This window comes from Rhodophyticola sp., assembly GCF_965284195.1.
Taxonomy (GTDB): domain Bacteria; phylum Pseudomonadota; class Alphaproteobacteria; order Rhodobacterales; family Rhodobacteraceae; genus Rhodophyticola.
On the sequence record NZ_CBDIRM010000001.1, the window covers coordinates 3,447,363 to 3,468,672 of the forward strand.

The window sequence follows — 21,310 nt, forward strand, 5'->3', positions numbered from 1 at the left end:
TTACGCCAAAAGCTGGTTGCCCGACTTGCCCTTGATCGTCGCGGTCACGATCCGGCTTTCCGGCTGGTCGCTGGTGAAGGCCACTTCCGCGAACTGCTCGGTCCGGCCCATGCGCGGAGATTCCATCAAGACCTGATGCGCCTGTCCGATCTGCGCGCTCAGATGCGCCTCTACGCGCGCCGCACCGGCTGCGCGAAGACGGGCGGCGCGGGCCTTGATATCCCGCCCATCCACCGCCGGCATGCGCGCGGCCGGCGTCCCTTCACGTGGCGAATAGGGAAAGACATGCAGCCATGTCAGGCCACAATCGTCGATCAGCCTGAGCGAGTTTTCGAAATGCGCTTCGCTCTCGGTCGGAAAGCCCGCGATGATGTCGGCGCCAAAGGTCATCTCCGGGCGCAGGCGACGCGCCTCTTCGCAGAACCGGATCGCATCGTCCCGCAGATGGCGCCGTTTCATCCGCTTCAGGATCAGGTCGTCGCCATGCTGAAGGCTCAGATGCAGATGCGGCATCAGCCGGTTTTCGGTCGCGATGGCCTGCATCAGGTTCGGATCCACCTCGATCGAGTCGATGGAACTGATCCGGAGGCGCGGCAGATCGGGCACCAGTTTCAGGATCCGCATGACAAGATCGCCAAGCCGTGGCGTTGCCGGCAAATCCGACCCCCAGGAGGTCAGATCGACCCCCGTCAGCACAACCTCGTTATATCCGCGCCCGACAAGCCGTTTGATCTGGTCGACCACCACACCCGCCGGCACGGAGCGCGAATTGCCCCGCCCGTAGGGGATGATGCAAAACGTGCACCGATGATCGCAGCCGTTCTGGACCTGCACGTAGGCGCGGGAGCGGGTGCCGAATCCGTCGATCAGATGGCCGGCGGTTTCGGTCACCGACATGATGTCGTCCACCTGCACCTTTTCCGTCGCGCCGATGAAATCTGCGCCGGCCAGGTTGCGCCAGGTTTGCGGCTGCATCTTTTCGGTATTCCCGATGACGCGATCCACCTCCGTCATCCGGGCGAAGGTCTGCGGTTCGGTCTGCGCCGCGCATCCGGTCACGATCAGCGTCGCATCGGGGTTTTCGCGGCGAAGTTTGCGGATTTCCTGACGGGCCTTGCGCACCGCCTCGCCGGTCACGGCGCAGGTATTGACGACGACGGTGTCGCCCAGACCCGCATTTGCCGACAGCTCTTTCATCGCTTCGGTCTCATACGCGTTCAGGCGGCATCCAAGCGTATGGAACACGGGCGCGCGGCGATCCATCAGAGCGTCTCCAGAAATTCAGGCGTGATCGTGCCGGTGAACACATGTGTCGTGGGGCCGGTCATCCAGACGCCATCCTCGCGCCAGTCCACCGCGATCTCTCCGCCATCAAGGGTGATCTTCACCGCGCGCCCCGTCAGCCCGCGGCGCGCGGCCGCAACCGCGACCGCGCAGGAGGAAGAGCCCGAGGCAAGCGTCACCCCGACCCCCCGTTCCCAGACCCGCATCCGCAGATGATCGGGTGCGATCAGATGGGCAAACTGCACATTTGTCCGCTCCGGGTAGAGCGGGTGACGCTCCATTTCCGCGCCTCGCGCTTCCAGATCGACCGCTTCCGCGTCTGCAACGAAAAAGGTGCAATGCGGATTGCCCATGCCGGTGGCGACCGGATCGCCCTCAACCGGCAGGTGCAGCGTGTCCAGATCCTCCGCCAGAGGTATCTCGCGCCAGCCCAGTTGCGGCTGGCCCATGTTGACGGAAGTCAGCCCATTGCCCGCATCCACCGCGCGCAACAGCCCGCGTTCGGTGCGAATCCTCAGATCGGAAAGCCGCTCGGTATCCATCACCCATCGGGCGATACATCTGGTCGCGTTTCCGCAGGCGGCAGAGATGGATCCGTCCGCATTCAGAAAACGGAGCGCGAGGTGAGGCCTCTCCGCGTCAGGCAGAGGCTCGTCGCCTTCGTTCAGCGGGCCGGGCGGCCGGCCGTTTTCGATGATGGCGAGCTGGTCAAAACCGATACCGCGATGCCGATCCGCCAGGGCCTGCGCCAGATCCGGTGTGATCACGGCCCCGTCGCGCCGTGAGTCGATCACCACGAAATCGTTGCCCAGCCCATGCATTTTCATGAAAGGCAGGCCCATATCAGCCCCATTGACGGTCATGGGCGCGGATATAGACGCATCGTACCTTATTTGAAATCCCCTGCATTGATTTCCGCTTGACGGCTTGGACCTGCTTTTCTAGGTAGACGCTTCGTGTGGGCCCTTAGCTCAGTTGGTAGAGCAACTGACTTTTAATCAGTGGGTCGCAGGTTCGAATCCTGCAGGGCTCACCATTTTTTCTGCATATCCATCCCGATTGTCGCGGCCTCCCGCGACCCATGAGTTCGGGCAATTGCGGTCACGTTGCGCCGAGGCGCGCGCCGGTGCTTCGGGCGAGCAGCACGGATTTGTGCTGAGACAAGGTCCGGCCAGACACCCGCGAGGTGATGTCGGGCGGAAACCAAGGAAGCGCGACGCAAAAAAAACGCCATGGTCGCCGGACGGCCCGGAACGGCCTCAGAAATCCAGGTTTTCGACGCTCAGCGCATTCTGCTGGATGAATTCCCGGCGGGGTTCCACCACGTCACCCATCAGCTTGGTGAAGATGTCGTCAGCCTCGGCCAGATCGTCGATCTTGACTTGCAGCAATGTCCGCGCCTCGTGATCCAGCGTGGTTTCCCAGAGCTGATCGGGGTTCATTTCGCCCAAGCCCTTATAGCGTTGCAGGGTCAGCCCCTTGGCGCCTTCCTCCAGAATGGCCTCCAGCAACTCGGTCGGTCCGTGGATCAGAACATCGCGATCCTTGCGGGAAAGATGCGAGGGGTCGCGGTAAATCTCCCGGCTGTCCCTGGACACGGAGGAGAGCTTGCGGGCCTCGCCCGAGCGCAGCACCGCGCCGTCAAGGGTGCGGATCTCCTCCACGCCGCGCAGGACACGGGACAGGCGGATGCCGTGGTCCTGCGTGATACGGCCCTGCCAGCCGCGTTCGTATTCGACAGCGACAAGGTCCAGCCGTTTGGCGACATCGTCCGCGACGCCTTGCAGATCGGCATCGGCCCGGCCCTGATCGAAGGCGCCCGCGATGGCGGCCTGTTCCAGAATGCGGCGCGGATAATGGGTGGGAAAGGCATCGAGCACGCGTTTGAACGCGCGCGCGGCGTCGACCACGCGCGCCAGATCGGCGCCGGCGATCTCCTCTCCCGAGGGCAGGCGGAGCGTTGCGCCTTCGATCCCCTGACGGATCAGATAGTCGTCAAGCGCGGCCTGATCCTTGAGATAGACCTCAGACTTGCCGCGCGCGACCTTGTAAAGCGGCGGTTGAGCGATGTAGAGATAGCCGCCTTCGATGATCTCGGGCATCTGCCGAAAGAAGAAGGTCAGCAGGAGCGTCCGGATATGGGCGCCATCCACATCCGCGTCGGTCATGATGATGATCTTGTGATAGCGCAGTTTGGAGATGTCGAACTCGTCGCGTCCGATACCCGTGCCAAGCGCCGTGATCAGCGTGCCGATCTCCTGAGAGCCGAGCATCCGGTCAAACCGCGCCCGCTCCACATTGAGGATCTTGCCCCGAAGCGGAAGCACAGCCTGGTTCTGCCGTGAACGGCCCTGTTTCGCGGAGCCGCCGGCGCTGTCGCCTTCGACGAGGAACAGCTCGGATTTGGCGGGGTCCTTCTCCTGGCAATCGGCCAGTTTTCCGGGCAGGCTTGCGACATCCATCGCGGTCTTGCGGCGGGTCAGCTCGCGGGCTTTCCGTGCCGCTTCGCGGGCAAGGGCGGCTTCGACGATCTTGCTGACGATGACGCGCGCCTCCGCCGGATGCTCTTCGAACCATTCCGACAGCTTTTCGTTCATCAGGCCCTCGACGGCCGGGCGAACCTCGGAACTGACCAGCTTGTCCTTCGTCTGGCTTGAGAATTTCGGATCGGGAACCTTCACCGACAGCACGCAGGTCAGGCCTTCGCGCGCATCGTCGCCGGTGAAGTTGATCTTCTCCTTCTTCGCGATACCGGACGAGCCCGCGTAAAGGTTGATCGTGCGGGTCAGGGCCCCTCGGAAGCCCGCGAGATGGGTGCCGCCGTCGCGTTGCGGGATGTTGTTGGTGAAGGGCAGGACGGTTTCGTGGTAGCTGTCGTTCCACCACATCGCGACCTCGATCCCGATTTCATCCCGCTCCCCCTGAATGAAGATCGGCTCCTCCATGGCGGAGCTTTTGGAGCGGTCCAGATACCGCACGAATTCGCGGACGCCACCTTCGTAATACAGTTCGGATTTCAGAGGCTCCGCCGGACGCTCGTCTTCCAGGATGATGCGAACGCCGGAGTTCAGGAAGGCAAGCTCCCGCAGGCGGTTTTCGAGCGTCTTGAAGGAGTAATCGAGGTTCGAGAACGTGCCGGTCGACGCCATGAAGCGAACCTCGGTGCCTTTCCGGCCCTTCGCGTCTCCCACAACTTCCAGCGGCTTGGTGGTGAACCCGCCTTCGAACCGGGCGTGGTGTTCCTTGCCATCGCGCCAGATGCGAAGTTCCAGCCAATCGGACAAGGCGTTGACGACCGAAACGCCAACGCCATGAAGTCCGCCGGACACCTTGTAGGAATTCTGGTCGAATTTGCCGCCTGCATGGAGCTGGGTCATGATGACCTCGGCGGCGGACACACCCTCCTCCTCGTGGATGCCGACCGGGATGCCCCGGCCGTTATCGCTTACGGAGACGCTGGAATCGGCGTGGATTTTGACGTTTACCGCGTCGGCATGGCCGGCAAGGGCCTCATCGATTCCGTTATCGACGACCTCATAGACCATGTGGTGAAGACCCGAACCATCGTCCGTGTCGCCGATATACATGCCGGGGCGTTTGCGAACCGCCTCCAAGCCTTTGAGAACCTTGATGGAATCTGCGCCATAATCGTCTGGCTGCGGGGTGTGCTCGGACATATGTTATTCTTCCCGTTCTGCTGCGCAATATATACGCATTGGAGTGGGTGATGTCACGCAAATGGCACAAGATTTGGGGTGCGAGATGGCGCCCGTCCCGGGCGTGACCGGAACGGTGCGGGTCCGGGGCCAAGCGGGCGCGCAACGGGCAGGGCCAAATGCGCTCAGGGCCCGTGCACCACGCTTTCGCCGTGCTCTTCGGTCACCGCGATATGCTGGGCGCGGGCGCCCAGCTCCGCGAACAGCTCCGGCCCCGTGCCGGTCATCCAGGCCTGGGTGTCGAGCGCACAAATCTCGTCGAACAGCGCGGCGCGGCGGGTGGCGTCCAGATGCGCCGCGACCTCATCGAGCAGGACGAGCGGGGCGGTGCCGGTATCTTCGCGGAGCGCGCGCGCATTGGCGAGAACGAGCGAGATCAGAAGCGCCTTCTGCTCGCCGGTGGAGCATTGCGGCGCGGGCACACCCTTCGCGCCGTAGACCGCCGCGATGTCGCTGCGATGAGGCCCGATCAGGGTCCGCCCCGCGGCCATGTCGCGGCTGCGGAACCGCGCGAATGCCGCCGCAAAATCATCGGGCGAAACAAGCGCCTCGCCGCCCTCGGCCTCGCCCAGGGCAAGATCAGAGGTGGGAAACGCGGTTTCGGCATTGGCCTGCGCGGATGCGATCCGGTCCAGCGCGGCGCGACGGTTGGCGACGATTTTCGACGCATTGTCGGCCATCTGCGCTTCCACGGCGTCATACCAGTGCGCATTCCTTACCATGTCTTTCAGAAGCCGGTTCCGCTCCCGCATGGCCTTGTCATAGGCCAGCACGGCCTCCGCATGGTCCGGCGTGAAACTCATCGTCATCCTGTCGAAGAACCGCCGCCGCCCCTCGGCCCCCTCGATCCAGAGCCGGTCCTGGGAGGGGACGAGCCAGACCATGCGCAGGATGCGCGCCAGCCGGGTCTGCGGGGCCGGTTTGCCGTCGATGCGAAGCGTGCGGGGCTGGGCGGCCTCGGCCCCGGTTTCAAGGTCATGGGTCAGATCACCGGCCACTTCGGCCTTGATCTTCCACCCCAGTCTTTCGGGCCTGCGCGCGATCTCTTCGGCGCTGGCCCGACGCAACCCCCGACCGGGGGACAGCAGCGACACCGCTTCAAGAATATTGGTCTTGCCCGCGCCATTGGGGCCATGAAGCGCGACAGGGCGCCCATCCAGAACGAGCCTTGCCTGCCTGTGAGACCGGAAATGCGACAGGACCAGTGAGGAGAGGTAGAGCGCGCTCATATCAGCCGCTTCTCTGTTTTCGAGATATCCCCGCCGGAGACGCGGATCGCCGGCCCGTCACCTGTCAGACGCGCATCGGCATGACGACATAGACTGCGGAACTGTCGCCGCCTTCCTGCATCAGCGCCGGGTCACCGGCGGAGTTGAACAGGAACACGGCGTTTTCCCGGTCAACCTGCGACGCGATTTCCAGCAGGTACTTCGCGTTGAACCCGATCTCCAGCCGCTCGTCGGCATAGGCCACGGCCAATTCCTCTTCGGCATTCCCGCTGTCGGGGGCATTGACTGACAGGACCAGCCTGTCCTCGTCAAGTTGCAGCTTGACCGCGCGCGAGCGTTCCGAAGACACGGTGGCGACCCGGTCGACCGCCTTGGCGAAATCCTTCGCATCGACTTCCATCTTGCGGGTGTTGCCGGTGGGAATGACGCGGGAATAATCCGGGAACGTCCCGTCGATGACCTTCGATGTCAGGGTGATCTCCGGCGTGGCGAAGCGGATTTTCGTCTCAGAAACCGAAACGGCGATCTCGGCCTCGTCGTCTTCCAGAAGCTTGCGCAATTCGCCGACGGTTTTCCGCGGCACGATCACGCCGGGCAGCGTTTCCGCGCCATCGGGCAGAGCCGCGTCGACCCGCGCCAGACGATGACCATCGGTCGCCACGGCCCGCAGCACCTTGCCGGTATCGCCATCGGCGACATGGAAATAGACGCCGTTCAGATAGTAGCGGGTTTCCTCGGTCGAGATGGCGAATTTCGATTTGTCGAAGAGGCGCCGGAGGACCGGAGCGGGCGCGGAGAAATTGGCCGAGTATTCCGACGAGGTCATCACAGGAAAATCCTCTTTCGGAAGCGTCGCCAGCGAGAAGTTCGAGCGTCCGGCCTCGACCGACAACCGCCCCGACGCGCCATCGTCTGTCAGCCGCACCAGGGCGCCATCGGGCAGCTTGCGCACGATCTCGTGCAGCGTGACCGCATTGACCGTGGTTGCACCCGCCCGCTCGACCTGGGCGTTGATCTTGTCGACGACCTCGATATCCAGATCCGTGGCGCGGAACGAGACCGTATCGCCCTCGGCCTCGATCAGCACATTGGCGAGGATCGGGATGGTGTTGCGGCGTTCGACCACGGATTGCGCTTGGCTTACCGCGCTCAACAAGGTGGCGCGTTCGATCGAGATTTTCATGCCCAGGCTCCGACAGATTGCGGGGCGCAGAGAGTATCCCCTCCGCCCGCAGGCTCAAGTGTTTTATTGAGTGTCGCGGATCGGGCCCCGGCGTCAATGGGGTTGGGCCCGATTTCCCGCGATATGAGGCACTTAAAACGGATTCAGGTTCCCGCCTGCCGGTTTCCCGGGCGCGCCCGCCAAAAGGCGCTACGCCTCCAGCATCCGGCGCAGCAACTCCGCATCCTCGGCGATCTGGCTGTCGATGGCCATCAGTTCCTCGATCTTGCGGACGCCGTGCAGGATGGTCGTGTGATCGCGTCGGCCAAGCTTGAGCCCGATCTCGGGCAGGGAGCGCGTGGTCAGCTTCTTGCACAGATACATTGCCATCTGCCGGGGGCGGGCATTGTTGCGCGCACGGCTGGGCCCAAGCAGATCCGCCTGGCGGATATGGTAGTGCTCGCACACCTTCTTGACGATTTCGTCCATCGTCACCTTGCGGTCCGTCGCGCGCAGGATGTCGGACAGGCATTCCTGGGTCAGATCCATGGTGATCTCGGACCCGATCAGATCGGCAAAGGCGAAAAGCCGGGTCAGCGCGCCTTCCAGAACCCGGACATTGGTGGAGATGCGATGCGCCACGAATTCCAGTACGCCCGGGGCGATCTGCAGTTTGGGGTAGCGTTCCCGATAGGTCTCCGCCTTGGTTTGCAGGATGCCAAGCCGCAACTCGTAATCGGTGGGGTGGAGATCGACGACAAGGCCGCAGGCCAGCCGTGAGGCAATGCGGTTGTCGAGATTTTCCATATCCACCGGAGCCCGATCTCCGGAGATCACGATTTGCTTGCCCATCTCGATCAAGGCATTGAATGTATGGAAAAACTCTTCCTGTGTGGAGTTCTTTCCGGCGATGAACTGAACATCGTCGACCATCAGCACATCGACCGAGCGGAACATCTCCTTGAAGCCGATCGTGTCCTTTTCGCGAAGCGCGCGGACGAAGCGGTACATGAACTGCTCGGCCGAAACGTAAAGAATGCGCAACTGTGGCTGGCGGGTCTGCAACTCCCACGCGATGGCATGCATCAGATGCGTCTTGCCGAGGCCGACGCCGCCGTAAAGAAACAGCGGGTTGAAGGAGACCGGGCCACCCTCGGCCACGCGCCGGGCCGCGGCATGGGCCAACTCGTTCGGCTTGCCCACAACGAAGGCATCGAACGTGAAATTCTGGTTGAGCGAGGCGTTGAGCAGCCCATTGCCGTTGCCGTTATTGCCGCCCACATTGACGGGCTCCGGCGACGGGGTGGCATCGGGTGTCTTGCCTGCGGAATGCGGGGCGGGTTTTGCCTTGGCGGCGGGATCGACGGTGAATTCGATCCGGTCCGCGCCGATCCCGGCGGAAATCAGATGACGGAGGATCACGTCGCCAAAGTTCTGCGACACCCATGAGCCGATGAATTTTGCGGGAACCAGAAAGCGGACAATGCCATCTTCAAAACTGTGGAAGGTAATCGGTTCGATCCAGGCTGAAAAATTGTTCTTCCCAATCGACTTCATCAATTCGCCGCGGACATGTCCCCAGGTTTCATCAGTCATTTTATACCCGTCTTTTTGTTATCGGATCGCTGCCAAGCCAACCCGCGAGCCGCCCCGCCGGACGGCTCTGTTATGCGTTCACGTGTGATCTGACGGTCTGCGACAAAACCCGGCGACATTGATGCAAAAGCATCATGCCCAATCGCCGGATCACGTCGACAAGGGTCCATGCCAACGGCACAGACCTCACGACAAAGCCCGAACTAACGATCAAGGCCCGAAAACACAGGAACCCTGACACGTGCTTGCAGCGCTTTGACGCTCTGCGGGTACTGAGACATCGCTGGCCTCACCTGGCCTTGGGCGACAAGCGCCTTCCAGCCCGTGAGACGACATTTCAGAGCGGCCGACATATGCCCGTCCGGCCGCTGTCATCATGCCGATGAGGGAACCCTGACCGGTGCTTGAAAAACACCACCGCACATCAATCCGCCGAAGCGTCTGGATGCCCGTCCAAGGCCCGTGCCCATCCGTTCTGTCCCCCCAGACAATCTGAATCACAAGGGCAAGCTAGCGGGAGTCCGGGACGCCTCGCAACATCTCTTCGTGCTTGACTCCGGCCATTCCGGCAATCGAATCTGGGTGTGGGAATTTAGCGCCTTGATCCCACGTCATATTTTCATTCCAAAAAAAAGCGCCCCTGCCGGAGCGCCTTTAAAACAAGGGTTAACCAATCGCTTTATCAGGCGCCAAGCGCCTTAACGCGAGCGGATAGCCGCGACATTTTCCGTGCGACAGTGTTCTTGTGCAACACCCCTTTGGTGACGCCCCGCATCAATTCGGGCTGGGCCTCGCGCAGGGCGGTTTGCGCAGCAGCCTGGTCGCCGGATGCGATGGCTTCCTCGACCTTGCGCAGGTAGGTGCGGATGCGCGAGCGGCGGGCTTTGTTGATGGCGAAGCGGCGCTCGTTCTGACGGGCGCGTTTCTTGGCTTGAGGCGAATTTGCCATGTCGGTTTCCTTTCGGATGGGTCTGTTGAATATCTGTCGCGCAACGAAACCGCACCCCGGGTTTGCGAACCGGGCAAATCTGGCCAGAGCGGGCCTCACGCGCATGTATCGGCGCCATCTAAGGGATTCGCTCCGCGAAGGGAAGAGGTTTCGGGCCCGAGCGGCTCCGGCGTTGCGCCATCACCGCCGATGCCGACCAAGACCCTACTTGTCGCGGAATTGCGCCTCGCGCTTTTCCAGGAAGGCGGCCATGCCCTCTTTCTGATCCTCGGTCGCGAAAAGCGCGTGGAACAGGCGGCGCTCGAAGAGCAGACCTTCGCGCAGTGTCGTTTCGTAGCTGCGATTGACCGCTTCCTTGACGGCCATGGCGGTCAGCGCGGATTTCTCGGCGATCTTGGCCGCGGCACCCATCGCCTCATCCATGAGCTTCTTGGCGGGCACCACCCGGGACACGAGACCCGAACGCTCGGCCTCTTCGGCGGTCCATGAACCGGCCGGTCAGATGCATGTCCATGGATTTCGACTTGCCCACGAACCGGGTCAGGCGCTGGGTTCCGCCGATGCCGGCGACAGTGCCCAGATTGATCTCGGGCTGGCCGAATTTGGCGGTGTCGGCGGCGATGATGAAGTCGCACATCATCGCCAGTTCGCATCCGCCGCCAAGCGCATACCCCGCCACGGCGGCTATGATCGGCTTGCGGCATTTCAAGATCTGGTCGACCTCGTCGCCGAACAGATTGTCGGTGAAGGCCTCGACGAAGGTCTTGGTCGACATCTCCTTGATATCGGCGCCGGCGGCGAAAGCCTTGTCCGATCCCGTCAGCACGATGACGCGAACCTTGTCATTCTGCTCGACGGCTTTCAGTGCTTTCGACAGCTCCCCCAAAAGCTGACTGTTGAGCGCGTTCATCGCGTCGGGACGGTTCAGCTTGATCAGGGCAATATGATCTTCGATATCGACGATCAGGGTCTCATAGGCCATGCGGGCGAGCGCCTCTGGTTGTTCAACTTAAGGCGTTAGGGTTAGCAGTCTGATGCGCGGGTTCAAGCTATCTTTGGCATGACGCGCAGTAAAAAGAGGATCGTCCGGATTGCACGATCCGGCGGATTTCCCCGTGACATCCGGGGGTTGGGCAGGGTTCGCCGGCCCTGTCATAGACCCGGAAGTTATGTTGGAAATACCCGAGCTCGCCGTTGGTTTGCCGGTGATCGCGCAGCGAGGAACCGCCGGCTTCGATCGCTTCGGAGATGACATCGCGGATTACCGGAACCAGCTCCGCGATGCGCGCCGCCGAGATCCGGCCCGCCAGACGTTTTGGCGAAATGCGTGCCCGGTGAAGCGCCTCGCAGACATAGATATTGCCCAGCCCGGCAATGATACGCTGGTCCAGCAGCGCGGTCTTGATCGGGGTTCTGCGCCCGCTCAGGCGTTCGGCGAGATAGGTTTCGTTGAACCGGTTGCCAAGCGGCTCGGGGCCGAGACCGGCCAGAAGCCAATGCGAGGCCAGATCGGCGGTGGCGGTCAGGTCCATCGCGCCGAAACGCCTTGCATCGTTGAAGGTCACCCGCACGCCATTTGCCATGTCGATCACTACATGGTCATGCTTTTCAGGCAGGGGGTGACTGTGATGAAACTGCCCCGGAACGCTCTGCCCGGCATCTCCCGAGATCAGCATCCGGCCCGACATGCCCAGATGGATGATCAGCGTTTCGCCGCTGTCGAGATCGGCCAGGATGTATTTCGAGCGGCGCCGCAGGGCCGTGACCGTCGCGTCCTTGAGCCGGGCGGCCATATCCGGCGGCAGCGGCCAGCGCAGATCGGGCCTGCGCGCCTCGGCCCGGGCGATCCGGACATGCTCCATCACAGGGGCCAGCCCGCGACGCACTGTCTCGACCTCTGGAAGTTCGGGCAAAGCGGGCTTTCCTTGTGTGGGGCGGGCGGTGTATCCGCGGGGGCAGAGCCCACCATTACAAGGGCAGACCGATCAGGAGGGCAAGAGCCCATGAGCGAGAACGACACCCGCACCACCCATTTCGGCTTCCAGACCGTGGGCGAGGATGACAAGGCGGGTATGGTCCATGGCGTCTTTACCAATGTCGCTTCGCGCTACGACGTGATGAACGATGTCATGTCGGTCGGCATCCACCGGGTCTGGAAAGACGCGATGATGGATTGGCTGGCCCCGCGCGACGGTCAATCCCTGCTCGATGTGGCGGGCGGGACCGGCGATATCGCCTTCCGGTTTCTCAAACGTGCACCCGGGGCCGCGGCGACCGTGCTGGATATGACGGAATCGATGCTGCTGGAGGGGCAGAAACGGGCCGAAGCCGCGCAACTGGCGGAGAAGCTCGACTGGGTCGTCGGCGATGCCATGGCCCTGCCCTTCGAGGCGAACAGCTTCGATGTCTACACGATCAGCTTCGGCATAAGAAACGTGACCCGCATCCCCGATGCGCTGGCCGCAGCGTTTCGCGTCCTGAAGCCGGGAGGCCGCCTGATGGTGCTGGAATTCAGCCAGTTGCCGAATGAGGGCCTTCAGAAACTCTACGATCTCTATTCCTTCAACGTGATCCCGCGCATGGGGCAGATGATTGCGAACGACCGGGACAGCTATCAGTATCTCGTCGAGTCGATCCGCAATTTTCCCGAGCAGGAGGTGTTTGCCGAGATGATCCGGCAGGCCGGCTTCGACCAGGTGAAGTACCGCAATCTCAGCATGGGTATCGCGGCGCTGCATTCGGGGTGGAAGATCTAACCGATGCGAGGCCCCCATAACATCTGGCGCGTGATCCGCACCGGCGCCACATTCGAGCGGACGGGTGCGATGCGTGTCGCGCTGGAGGCACTGGATGCGCCGCGCAGCCTGCGGATCGCGGCGCGTGTCCTGGGCTGGCCCTTTGCCTGGCTTGGCCTGAAGGGCGACACCAACCTGCCGCCGGTGACCCGGGCGCTGACAGCACTTGGCCCGGCCTACATCAAGTTCGGCCAGATCCTGTCGACCCGGCCCGACGTGGTGGGCGGGGAACTGGCGACGCAATTGCGGGTTTTGCAGGACAAGCTGCCGCCATTCCCGACCGAACGCGCCAAGCAGGTGGTGGCGCGGGAACTGGAAATGCCCGTCGCGCAGATGTTTTCCGAGTTTTCCGAACCGGTCGCGGCGGCCTCCATCGCGCAGGTCCATCGGGCGCGCCTCGCGGGGACCGGGCAGGAGGTGGCCGTCAAGGTGCTGCGCCCGAATATCGAACGCGCCTTCCGCAAGGATATCGACGCCTTCTATCTGATTGCCTGGCTGGTGGAGACATTGTCCCCCAACTCGCGGCGGTTGCGACCCAATGACGTTGTCGCGCATTTCGAAGGGGTTGTCCTGCGCGAGCTGGATCTGCGGATCGAAGCGGCTGCTGCCGGCGAGTTCGCCGCAAACACGGCCCGGGACGAAGGCTTTACCGTGCCGCCGGTGGAGTGGTTTCTGTGCTCCCGTCAGGTGCTGACGCTTGGCTGGGCCAAGGGCATTCCCTATGGCGACACCGAGGCGGTGATTGCCGCCGGGCATGATCGAAAAGCGATTGCCGCGCGAACCTTGCAGATGTTCCTGACCCATGCGCTGCGCGACGGGTTTTTCCACGCGGATATGCATCAGGGCAACCTGAAGGTCGGGCCGACGGGCGATATCGTGGCGCTTGATTTCGGCATCATGGGTCGGCTCGATGAATATACCCGCCGGGTCTATGCGGAGATCCTGATGGGTTTCATTCGCAAGGATTATCGCCGCGTGGCCGAGGTGCATTTCGAGGCCGGATACGTCCCCGCGGATCGCGATATCGACGAGTTCGCGCAGGCGCTCCGCAGCGTCGGAGAGCCGATTTTCGGGATGGATGCCAGCCGTATCTCCATGGCGCGGCTGCTCGCCTATCTGTTCGATGTGACAGAGCAGTTCGGCATGGAAACGCGGACCGAGCTGATCCTGCTGCAACGCACCATGGTGGTGGTCGAGGGGGTGGCGCGATCCCTTGATCCGAATATCAACATCTGGGACGTGGCGCGCCCGGTGGTGGAGGATTACATCACTCGCAATATCGGCCCGAAGGCGCTGGTCTCGGATTTGCTGAAAACCGCCCGCGTGTTGTCGCGCTTCGGTCCGCGCCTGCCGCAACTGGCCGAAGCGGCGCTGCTGGCGCAAAACGCCCCGCGACCGGACCCCGCGCCGTCCCGCTGGCCGGACCGGGCGCTGTTCGCGGTGATCGGCCTTCTGGCGGGTGCGGGATTGCTGGCGCTTCTGTCGTAGCCGAGCGGCTGGGACGCGGTCGCAGGCTGGCCGGTGTTTCCCCGCGCTTTACGGATTGCGGATGCCCTGAACCAGATCTGCCGGAATGCTGATCCCGCCGGACATGTTCAGCCATGTCTGCCCGTCCCGAATCATGGCCTCCTCCACGCGGGCATAGGCCTGCGCGGGGCGCTCTTCCAGCAGGGTGTCATCGGCAAACGCTTCGGTGGTGAAGCTGTAGATGCCTTCGGGCAGCGGGTCGCCGTCGGGGCCAACCCCGGCCCAGGTGAACGGATCATCGCTGATGGTGAGGTTCAGGCGCTGAACTTCGCGGCCCGCCTCGTTCCGCACCACCAGTTCCATCCGGTCGGCAAGGTTGTGCGGCGGGGCGGTGAGGGTGATGGGGCTGCCGGTGAAGGCCACCGGCATCTCCGCGCGCGCGTCCATCCCGACCCAGCCGCTGAGTTGGCCCATGCCCATCATCGTCATTCCGGTTTGCAGATCGCCCAGAAGCTCGTTGGTGCGAACCTGCTGTTCGACGCCCGAGAAGGTGGCGAGCTGCGTGGCGAAATCCGTGGATTCCATCGGGTTCAGCGGATCCTGGTTTTCCATCTGCGTGGTCAGCATGGTGAGAAATGTCTGAAAATCCGAGTTGATCATGGACCCGGTTTCAGGCTCGGCAGAGCTGAGCGACGGGGTGTTGGTGCGTTGTTGGGCGGTCTGGATGACATCCATGCGCGATCTCCTTTCTAAAGACGCAGATCTAGCGCGCCGTCATGGGCGCGCGGGCCGGGCCGGGGTTGCGGGCCGGTCGCGGCGTGTGGCTCACCCGGTCCGGTCATGCGGGTGGCTTTGTGGTCCGTTTTCGGACTGTCTCCGTTCTGCTGGCCCTGAAAGCTGAACGCAGTGCCGCCAAGACCCGCGTCGGAGAATTCGCGGGCGAGCAGATCCGCGTGCCGCCGCATCAGGTCGAGCGTTTCGGGCCGGTCGGCCGTGATTGCCAGCACCAGGCCTCCGTCCACATGGCTGAAAACCATGCGCACGCGGCCCAGTTCCGGCGGGTCGAGGGCGATCTCGATCGGCTGATCGGGCATTCGGGCGCCGGCCTGTGCCTGCATGGCTGCGGCCATCTGTGCGGCCGCATTTTGCGCGGTGGCGGCCTGAGGCGCGGGCGGGCCGGACGGGCTCAGCTGCGCCGCCGTTCCGGTGCCGGCACCGTTTGCCGCAAGCTCCGGTATCGCCGCAAGCTCAAAAGGCAGTTCACCGGATGGGAGACCGGTTTGCAAAACGCGGATAGGCGTCTGCGGATCGACAGCCGACAGACCTGTGGGCGCAACTGAAACCGGTGGCATTGGTGGCGTGAAAGCCTGGGTGGTCGGCGTTGCCGGCAGCGCCTGCACATCGACTTCGGTCAGGATACGCCCGGTGGCCACGGTCATCTCTTTGCTTGGATTCAGCGGCGCGGTTAGGGGTGCGGGCGGGTGCGCCGCCACTGGCAGCCGGTTGGAAACAGGCGGCGCAAGCGGGCTCGCGGGGCTTTGCGGTGCGGATGCCACGGGCTGTTTTCCTGACGGCTTTGGCTCGGGCAGAACACCCCGATCAGGGCCCCTTGCGGCGAAGGCAGGCGCCAACCCGGAGGGCTTCCGATCGGGCGTCTGTTCCGTCGCGGCCGGTGCGGGCGGGGTTTGACGCACCACCGGAGCGGGACCGGAGATGGCCGATTGGGCCACCATCTCTGCGCTGTTCGGAATGGGGCCGGACAGGTTCTTCACCTCGGTTGGAGGAACCGGCGCAAGGCCCGCCTCGCGCGTCCGGATAAGCTGAGCCTCCGGTGAGGATTCTTCTAGAGGAACAGCCGATGTCTTCGCGGTCTCAGACGCGTTGAGGGGCGTCTGCGGCGCGGGCCGGAGATCTGTTCGCGCCGGCCGGTTCTCCTTTCCCGCCGCTGACCCAATCTGTGACTGACGCGTGTCCGCCGGGATCGCTGACTCGACGGGCGCGTTCAGTGTCGATGCGCTCGGGTCCGGACGTCCCGCCGGTTCCGGTGCGGGCACCCTGTTTGTCGGTGGATTGGATGCCACCGCAGGGAGGGGGGTTACCAGATCGCCGGTCACTTGACCCGAGGGGGATGGTTTCGGCAGATCGACGGGAGTACCAAAGCTGCGGTCTTGCGCTGCTGACGCCACCGACATTGCCCGCTTTTCAACACGAGGGGCACCATCGGGTTTAGCAGGTAGATCGGCCGTGGCCGGTACATCAGGATTTGGCCGGACGCTGCGGGCAGTTGTAGTCGGCTGCGTCTGACTGGTGGGAACGCCATGGAAGGTGGCGCTGGCTATCGTATCAGCAGGGGGCTCTGCCGGTAGCTCATCCTGACCGGTGACAGCGCCCCATGGCTCCGGCGGCGGCGTCATGTCTCGCAACGGGCGCTCCGTCCTTTCCTGAATGACGGGTTTCGGGGTTGCCTCCAGTTCCTCCTGACGAATATCGGCGGCCTCGCCCCGCATCGGCAAACCGGGCGCGGAGCCGATTGTCTTGCCGGCGATCCGGGACGGCGGAATCGGCCAGCTTTCATCCCCCTGGCCCGAAGCCGGGATAACCGACTGACCGTTCTGGACCAGAGCGGCAAATCTCTCATCCTGACTATCGGCAGTTTCCGCAGTGACCGTACCACGTGACCCGGGGGTCGCGGGCGGGGCCGGGAAGATTTGAGACGGTTGCATGTTCTATGCTGTCCGATAATGAGGTCGACTGCCCGCAACATCCCTTGTCCGCGTTACCAATTCTTTACCCGCAGCGGTCATGCTCGCTCCGAAGTGTTTCGAATTGAGTGTATTCCGATGAGCGTAGCCCCGACCCCTTCCGTAACGTCGCAAGCGCAACCGGCGTCGCCCCCGATGCCCCCGGACACGGAGGCGCGGCTGCGTCAGGCTGCGGTAGATCTGGAAGCCAGCTTTCTCGCCGAAATGCTCAAACAGGCCAAGTTCGGGGAAGCCCGCGGCGCGTTCGGCGGCGGCGCGGGGGAGGAACAGTTCGCCTCTTTCCTGCGGCTTGAGCATGCGCGGCAGATGGCGGCAAGCGGTGGAATTGGGCTGGCGGAGAATCTCTTCCGTTCGCTGGCTGCGCGTCATCAGGGGGGCGCCTCGTCATGACATTGACCCATCGCAGCCGGGCCCTGATGGCATTGCTGACCCGACAGGGCGAAGATCTGCGGAACGGCGATCTGGCCGGTCTTGCCAGATCCACACCGGCCTTGGCACGGGCTCTGGAGCAACTGGGTCGGACCCGGCCTGCGGAGACGGACGAAGAAGCGTTGCAGAGCTTGCGCCGCGCGGCCCGGCAGAATGCCGAGCTCATGGCGGCCGCCCTGCGCGGCGTGAAGGCCGCACGTGCGATGCTGGCGCAGAAACCTGACGCCAGTTTTACCGGTTACGATGCAACCGGCCGCACGGCGCCGATAGGGTCCGCACGGCCGAACCTGGAGCGCCGCAGCTAGCCTCGTTCACGTGTCGTTCATCTAAAATCCAAGACAAAGAGCCTGAAACCTTAGGAGCTTGTTAGCGCTTTGCCGCGAGTGTCACGCCTGCACCAAATGGTGGCGTGACCCGGCCCACGGTCAGGTTGCAAGCGTCAGAAAGACGTTCCGAATTGCCCGTTCGGGCATTGGATAATCCAGGCGCAGAACAGGTGCCATGAACGCAAAAAGGAAGGGCAAAACATGTCCAGTATTCTGACGAATAACAGTGCAATGGTTGCATTGCAGACACTCAAGTCTGTCAATTCGAACCTGCAAAAAGTGCAGGGCGAAATCTCCACCGGCAAGTCCATCGCCTCGGCCAGAGACAACTCCGCGGTCTGGTCGATCTCCAAGGTGATGGAATCGGATGTGAAGGGGTTCAAGGCGATCTCTGAAAGCCTCAGCCTCGGTGAGTCGACTGTCTCCGTGGCGCGCAGTGCATCGGAAACCGTCACCGATCTGTTGACCGAAATCAAAGGCAAGATCGTCGCCGCGCAGGAACAGAACGTGGATCGAGACAAGATCCAGACCGATATCAAGGCGCTGCGGGATCAGATCAATTCCGTGGTGAGCGCTGCCCAGTTCAACGGCCTCAACCTCGTCAAGGGCACCGATGACGTAAACATCCTGTCATCGCTGGACCGCACGGGCACAAGCACCGTGAATGCGTCCAACATCACCATCAGTCGCCAGGACCTGGGGACGGGTGCAGGGACCAACGGCGTCGGCAGCGGGGGCACGGACCTGTCCGGGCAGATTCTCGATGCCGCCGGCGGCTCGACCTATGCGGGCGGCACCCTGTCGGCGACAGGCAACACTGCCGTGATCGAATTTGCCCAGACCACGGGCTGGGATGCGAACGATTCGACCACGATCAGCGTTGCTGGCCTGAGCGTCGGCTATACCTCTGCCGCCGCCGACCAGACCGAGACCAATGTGCGTGACGCGTTGCTGAGCAGTCTCCAGGCTCTCGATCTCGATGGGGTCAGCTTCTCCTCCAACAGCACCAACCAGATCGTGGTGACGTCGACCCGACCGTTCGAAGCTTTGGATATCGCAATCACCGACTCGGTCTCGGGCGGCGACGGCAACACTTACATCCAGGCGATCAACGGCGCGACGACCGGCAACACGACAACCGAAACCGGTTCGATCGATCAGCGTGCCGAAGAGATCTTCTTCACCGCGGGCGCAAGTGTTGCCGAAGGCAATAGCTATCAGGCGTCGATCGGTGGCACGGCGTACTTCTATACCGCCGGCAAGGGGGAGACCTTTGAAGACGTTGCGCGCGGTCTGAAAACTGCAATCGACAGCGCAGGCATCGACGGCATCTCCACCCAGGTCGCCATCGACAGCGCCACGGGGCAGGCCAGCCTGAAGATCGACAACAGCGGTTCGGATCTCTCCCTCGCGACGGCCGCCATGGATGGTGGCACGGCATCGGGTGGTCTGTTCGGTCTCGACTCCATTGATGTGACCAGCAATGCCGGCGCGGATGCCGCGCTGGATAACATCGAAACGATGATCCAGACGTCGATCGATGCGGCTGCGTCGTTCGGCTCCGCTCAGGGCCGGATCGAAACCCAGTCGGACTTTGTCGGCAAGCTGATCGACTCACTGAAATCCGGTATCGGTACGCTGGTTGATGCGGATATGGAGGAAGCCTCGGCTCGGTTGCAGGCATTGCAGGTGCAACAGCAGCTGGCAACGCAGTCGCTGTCCATCGCCAACCAGGCACCGCAGAGTATCCTGTCGCTCTTCCGGTAAAGTCAGGATCGCCGGGGTTCATCGCGGCCCCGGCGATCTCCAACGGTTAACGATGTCCCATACCCCCGGAAGGAACCTCGCTCGTGAACACAACCTACATGGCCAGATCCGCCTACGCCCAGCCGGCCTCACCCGTACGTACAGATCGTGGCACCGAATACGCCGTTTTCGAAAAAGTCACGGCACGTTTGGTCCAGGCTGAAAACTCCACACGCGGAGTTGGCCAGAAAGCTGCGGCGATCCATGATAACCGCCAGCTCTGGACGCTGCTCGCAGGCGACGTGGCGACAGAGGGAAACGCGCTGCCACAGGCACTGAGAGCGCAGATATTCTACCTCTGCGAATTCACGCTGAGCCATAGTCGCAAGGTTCTGAAAGAGGGGGCCTCGCTGGCTCCACTGATCGACATCAACACTGCGGTGATGCGCGGGTTGAGAGGCGAGGCGGAAGCGGCATGAGTGGTCTTGTCCTGAAACTGAGCCCGAAGGAACGGGTTCTGATCAATGGCGCGGTTGTAGAAAACGGTGACCGAAGATCGCGGCTGTCCATCATGACGCCGAACGCCCATATCCTTCGTCTTCGCGATGCGATTCATCCCGAGGAGGTGAATACACCCGTTCGAAGGGTTTGCTACATCGCGCAACTGGTGCTGTCCGGAGATGCGGATTTTGAAGACGCCAAGCTGCAGATCCTGCGCGGGATGGAACAGCTGAGCCAGGTCTTCACGGATCCTGACAGCCGTGCCCAGCTGGCCGCCGCGACCGATCATCTGGTGAATGGCCAGACATATCAGGCCCTGAAAGCGCTGCGTACTTTGCTGCCACGGGAAGATCGATATCTCGCTGCCGGTCCCACATGACCTTTCAGCCTTTCGTGCCATTTGCCGGCTATTCCGGTTGGACGTTCCTGAGCCGTACGCTGCCGGAGCAAACGGCGGCCTTCGCGGCATCGCCCGCTCTTGACCGGGACATGGCGTACTTTCGGGAAAACATCGGCGCGGTCAAAAGCGCCGATGACCTCGTTGGTGATTTCCGGCTGCTGCGGGTGGCGCTTAGCGCCTTCGGCCTTCAGGACGACGTGCCGAACAAGGCCTTCATTCGCACGGTTCTGGCCGAAGGTGCCGCCGAGGGCGATGCATTGGCGAACCGTTTGGCGGACAAGAGATATCGTGCCTTTTCGGAAGCATTCGGCTTTGGGACCTCTTTGCCGCCCAAATCCGGGACGCCCGGATTTGCCGACCGGATTCTGGCGAAATTCGAGCGGCAGGAGTTTGAAAGGGCCATCGGTACCCAAAACGAGGATATGCGCCTGGCGCTTACGGCGACACGTGAGTTGCCCGAGATTGCCGGGCGAGATCTTACCAATGATGCGGCGTGGTTTACCATCATGGGCAATCCGCCCCTGCGCAAGATCTTCGAAACCGCACTTGGTCTGCCATCCGGTGTTGGTGGTCTCGATCTCGACCAGCAGCTGAAAACCTTCAAAGAGCGGAGCGATCAGGTCCTGGGCGATTCCGACATCGCGCAGTTTCGCGAACCGGAACAGGTCGAAGAGCTGATCCAGGCGTTTCTGACCCGATCACAGCTCAACAGCTTTGCCGGCGTCAATTCGCCCGCTGCGATCGCGCTCACATTGCTACAAGGTGCGCTCTGACATTGACGGAGTCGCTTGGTTAGCATTTGCTCTCGTGCTCTCGTGCTCTCGTGCTCTCGTGCTCTCGTGCTTGCGTTGCCGTTGATTTGAGGCACGCAGGATGCCGCAGATCCTCCTGCGCTGATGTTGCGTATGACGGGTGATCTAATCATCGGGTTCGGCCTCCTCTTTCGAG

At 62.7% G+C, this 21,310-nt stretch carries 18 protein-coding genes, 1 tRNA gene and 1 pseudogene; 9 read left to right on the top strand and 11 right to left on the bottom strand.

Annotated features, from left to right (window positions below):
- Positions 1-1,263 (bottom strand): tRNA (N(6)-L-threonylcarbamoyladenosine(37)-C(2))-methylthiotransferase MtaB, encoded by a 1,263-nt coding sequence (mtaB, locus tag ACQ651_RS17245; protein ID WP_430449965.1) that lies wholly within the window; start codon positions 1,261-1,263, stop codon positions 1-3.
- Positions 1,263-2,126: a diaminopimelate epimerase gene (gene dapF, locus ACQ651_RS17250; RefSeq protein WP_430449966.1), complete on the bottom strand. Its 864-nt coding sequence runs from the start codon at positions 2,124-2,126 to the stop codon at positions 1,263-1,265. Before dapF ends, mtaB begins: the two co-directional genes overlap by 1 nt.
- Positions 2,127-2,244: 118 nt before the next feature.
- On the opposite strand from dapF, the gene ACQ651_RS17255 reads away from it, so the two are divergent.
- Positions 2,245-2,320, top strand: a tRNA-Lys gene (locus ACQ651_RS17255).
- Between the two features lie 223 nt (positions 2,321-2,543).
- Here the strand turns inward: ACQ651_RS17255 and gyrB are convergent.
- From gyrB to mutM, 7 genes and pseudogenes are all read right to left on the bottom strand, one after another.
- Complete coding sequence (gyrB, locus tag ACQ651_RS17260; protein ID WP_227286283.1) at positions 2,544-4,961, bottom strand: DNA topoisomerase (ATP-hydrolyzing) subunit B; 2,418 nt, start codon at positions 4,959-4,961, stop codon at positions 2,544-2,546.
- Between the two features lie 164 nt (positions 4,962-5,125).
- A complete protein-coding gene (recF, locus tag ACQ651_RS17265; RefSeq protein ID WP_430449967.1) occupies positions 5,126-6,229 on the bottom strand; it encodes a DNA replication/repair protein RecF in 1,104 nt (367 codons plus the stop codon).
- Positions 6,230-6,293: 64 nt separating this feature from the next.
- The gene (dnaN, locus tag ACQ651_RS17270) at positions 6,294-7,412 is read right to left on the bottom strand and encodes a DNA polymerase III subunit beta (protein ID WP_430449968.1); all 1,119 of its coding nucleotides are present in this window, start codon (positions 7,410-7,412) and stop codon (positions 6,294-6,296) included.
- 189 nt (positions 7,413-7,601) lie between these two features.
- Positions 7,602-8,987 carry a chromosomal replication initiator protein DnaA gene (dnaA, locus tag ACQ651_RS17275; RefSeq protein ID WP_227286277.1) on the bottom strand — a complete coding sequence of 462 codons (1,386 nt, stop codon included), beginning with the start codon at positions 8,985-8,987 and terminating at the stop codon, positions 7,602-7,604.
- A gap of 682 nt (positions 8,988-9,669) precedes the next feature.
- Entirely contained in the window at positions 9,670-9,936 is a 267-nt protein-coding gene (rpsT, locus tag ACQ651_RS17280; RefSeq protein ID WP_121896075.1) for a 30S ribosomal protein S20, read from the bottom strand.
- A gap of 204 nt (positions 9,937-10,140) precedes the next feature.
- A pseudogene (locus tag ACQ651_RS17285) lies at positions 10,141-10,918 on the bottom strand (enoyl-CoA hydratase).
- A 67-nt stretch (positions 10,919-10,985) separates the two neighbouring features.
- A complete protein-coding gene (mutM, locus tag ACQ651_RS17290) occupies positions 10,986-11,849 on the bottom strand; it encodes a bifunctional DNA-formamidopyrimidine glycosylase/DNA-(apurinic or apyrimidinic site) lyase (RefSeq protein ID WP_227286273.1) in 864 nt (287 codons plus the stop codon).
- Between the two features lie 90 nt (positions 11,850-11,939).
- Between mutM and ubiE the strand changes: the two genes are divergently transcribed.
- Both ubiE and ubiB read left to right on the top strand, forming a co-directional pair.
- Positions 11,940-12,692 carry a bifunctional demethylmenaquinone methyltransferase/2-methoxy-6-polyprenyl-1,4-benzoquinol methylase UbiE gene (ubiE, locus tag ACQ651_RS17295; protein WP_430449969.1) on the top strand — a complete coding sequence of 251 codons (753 nt, stop codon included), beginning with the start codon at positions 11,940-11,942 and terminating at the stop codon, positions 12,690-12,692.
- Between the two features lie 3 nt (positions 12,693-12,695).
- Positions 12,696-14,219: a 2-polyprenylphenol 6-hydroxylase gene (gene ubiB / locus ACQ651_RS17300; protein ID WP_430449970.1), complete on the top strand. Its 1,524-nt coding sequence runs from the start codon at positions 12,696-12,698 to the stop codon at positions 14,217-14,219.
- A 48-nt stretch (positions 14,220-14,267) separates the two neighbouring features.
- Here ubiB and ACQ651_RS17305 read toward each other — a convergent pair whose 3' ends face one another.
- Complete coding sequence (locus ACQ651_RS17305) at positions 14,268-14,933, bottom strand: flagellar hook capping FlgD N-terminal domain-containing protein (RefSeq protein ID WP_227286268.1); 666 nt, start codon at positions 14,931-14,933, stop codon at positions 14,268-14,270.
- Positions 14,934-14,947: 14 nt separating this feature from the next.
- Positions 14,948-15,637: a flagellar hook-length control protein FliK gene (locus ACQ651_RS17310; RefSeq protein WP_430449971.1), complete on the bottom strand. Its 690-nt coding sequence runs from the start codon at positions 15,635-15,637 to the stop codon at positions 14,948-14,950.
- Between the two features lie 1,458 nt (positions 15,638-17,095).
- Between ACQ651_RS17310 and ACQ651_RS17315 the strand changes: the two genes are divergently transcribed.
- The 6 genes from ACQ651_RS17315 to ACQ651_RS17340 all read left to right on the top strand — a co-directional run bounded on the left by ACQ651_RS17315 (position 17,096) and on the right by ACQ651_RS17340 (position 21,135).
- Positions 17,096-17,350, top strand: coding sequence for a rod-binding protein (locus tag ACQ651_RS17315; RefSeq protein WP_430449972.1), 255 nt, complete (start codon positions 17,096-17,098; stop codon positions 17,348-17,350).
- Positions 17,347-17,694: a hypothetical protein gene (locus tag ACQ651_RS17320; protein ID WP_430449973.1), complete on the top strand. Its 348-nt coding sequence runs from the start codon at positions 17,347-17,349 to the stop codon at positions 17,692-17,694. The genes ACQ651_RS17315 and ACQ651_RS17320 overlap by 4 nt, the downstream gene beginning before the upstream one ends.
- Positions 17,695-17,916: 222 nt before the next feature.
- The gene (locus ACQ651_RS17325; RefSeq protein ID WP_227286261.1) at positions 17,917-19,482 is read left to right on the top strand and encodes a flagellin; all 1,566 of its coding nucleotides are present in this window, start codon (positions 17,917-17,919) and stop codon (positions 19,480-19,482) included.
- A gap of 83 nt (positions 19,483-19,565) precedes the next feature.
- Entirely contained in the window at positions 19,566-19,940 is a 375-nt protein-coding gene (gene flaF / locus ACQ651_RS17330; RefSeq protein ID WP_227286259.1) for a flagellar biosynthesis regulator FlaF, read from the top strand.
- Complete coding sequence (gene flbT, locus ACQ651_RS17335; protein ID WP_227286257.1) at positions 19,937-20,341, top strand: flagellar biosynthesis repressor FlbT; 405 nt, start codon at positions 19,937-19,939, stop codon at positions 20,339-20,341. The genes flaF and flbT overlap by 4 nt, the downstream gene beginning before the upstream one ends.
- Entirely contained in the window at positions 20,338-21,135 is a 798-nt protein-coding gene (locus ACQ651_RS17340) for a DUF1217 domain-containing protein (protein ID WP_430449974.1), read from the top strand. Before flbT ends, ACQ651_RS17340 begins: the two co-directional genes overlap by 4 nt.
- Positions 21,136-21,310: the final 175 nt, after the last annotated feature.

Coding starts and splice junctions, on each gene's coding strand:
- ubiB (WP_430449970.1), top strand. CDS start 12,696: ATGCGAGGCCCCCATAACATCTGGCGCGTGATCCGCACCGGCGCCACA.
- ACQ651_RS17325 (WP_227286261.1), top strand. CDS start 17,917: ATGTCCAGTATTCTGACGAATAACAGTGCAATGGTTGCATTGCAGACA.
- recF (WP_430449967.1), bottom strand. CDS start 6,229: ATGAGCGCGCTCTACCTCTCCTCACTGGTCCTGTCGCATTTCCGGTCT.
- mtaB (WP_430449965.1), bottom strand. CDS start 1,263: ATGGATCGCCGCGCGCCCGTGTTCCATACGCTTGGATGCCGCCTGAAC.
- ACQ651_RS17320 (WP_430449973.1), top strand. CDS start 17,347: ATGACATTGACCCATCGCAGCCGGGCCCTGATGGCATTGCTGACCCGA.
- ACQ651_RS17310 (WP_430449971.1), bottom strand. CDS start 15,637: ATGACCGTGGCCACCGGGCGTATCCTGACCGAAGTCGATGTGCAGGCG.
- ubiE (WP_430449969.1), top strand. CDS start 11,940: ATGAGCGAGAACGACACCCGCACCACCCATTTCGGCTTCCAGACCGTG.
- dnaN (WP_430449968.1), bottom strand. CDS start 7,412: ATGAAAATCTCGATCGAACGCGCCACCTTGTTGAGCGCGGTAAGCCAA.
- flbT (WP_227286257.1), top strand. CDS start 19,937: ATGAGTGGTCTTGTCCTGAAACTGAGCCCGAAGGAACGGGTTCTGATC.
- ACQ651_RS17340 (WP_430449974.1), top strand. CDS start 20,338: ATGACCTTTCAGCCTTTCGTGCCATTTGCCGGCTATTCCGGTTGGACG.
- ACQ651_RS17315 (WP_430449972.1), top strand. CDS start 17,096: ATGCCCCCGGACACGGAGGCGCGGCTGCGTCAGGCTGCGGTAGATCTG.
- gyrB (WP_227286283.1), bottom strand. CDS start 4,961: ATGTCCGAGCACACCCCGCAGCCAGACGATTATGGCGCAGATTCCATC.
- dapF (WP_430449966.1), bottom strand. CDS start 2,126: ATGGGCCTGCCTTTCATGAAAATGCATGGGCTGGGCAACGATTTCGTG.
- ACQ651_RS17305 (WP_227286268.1), bottom strand. CDS start 14,933: ATGGATGTCATCCAGACCGCCCAACAACGCACCAACACCCCGTCGCTC.
- rpsT (WP_121896075.1), bottom strand. CDS start 9,936: ATGGCAAATTCGCCTCAAGCCAAGAAACGCGCCCGTCAGAACGAGCGC.
- dnaA (WP_227286277.1), bottom strand. CDS start 8,987: ATGACTGATGAAACCTGGGGACATGTCCGCGGCGAATTGATGAAGTCG.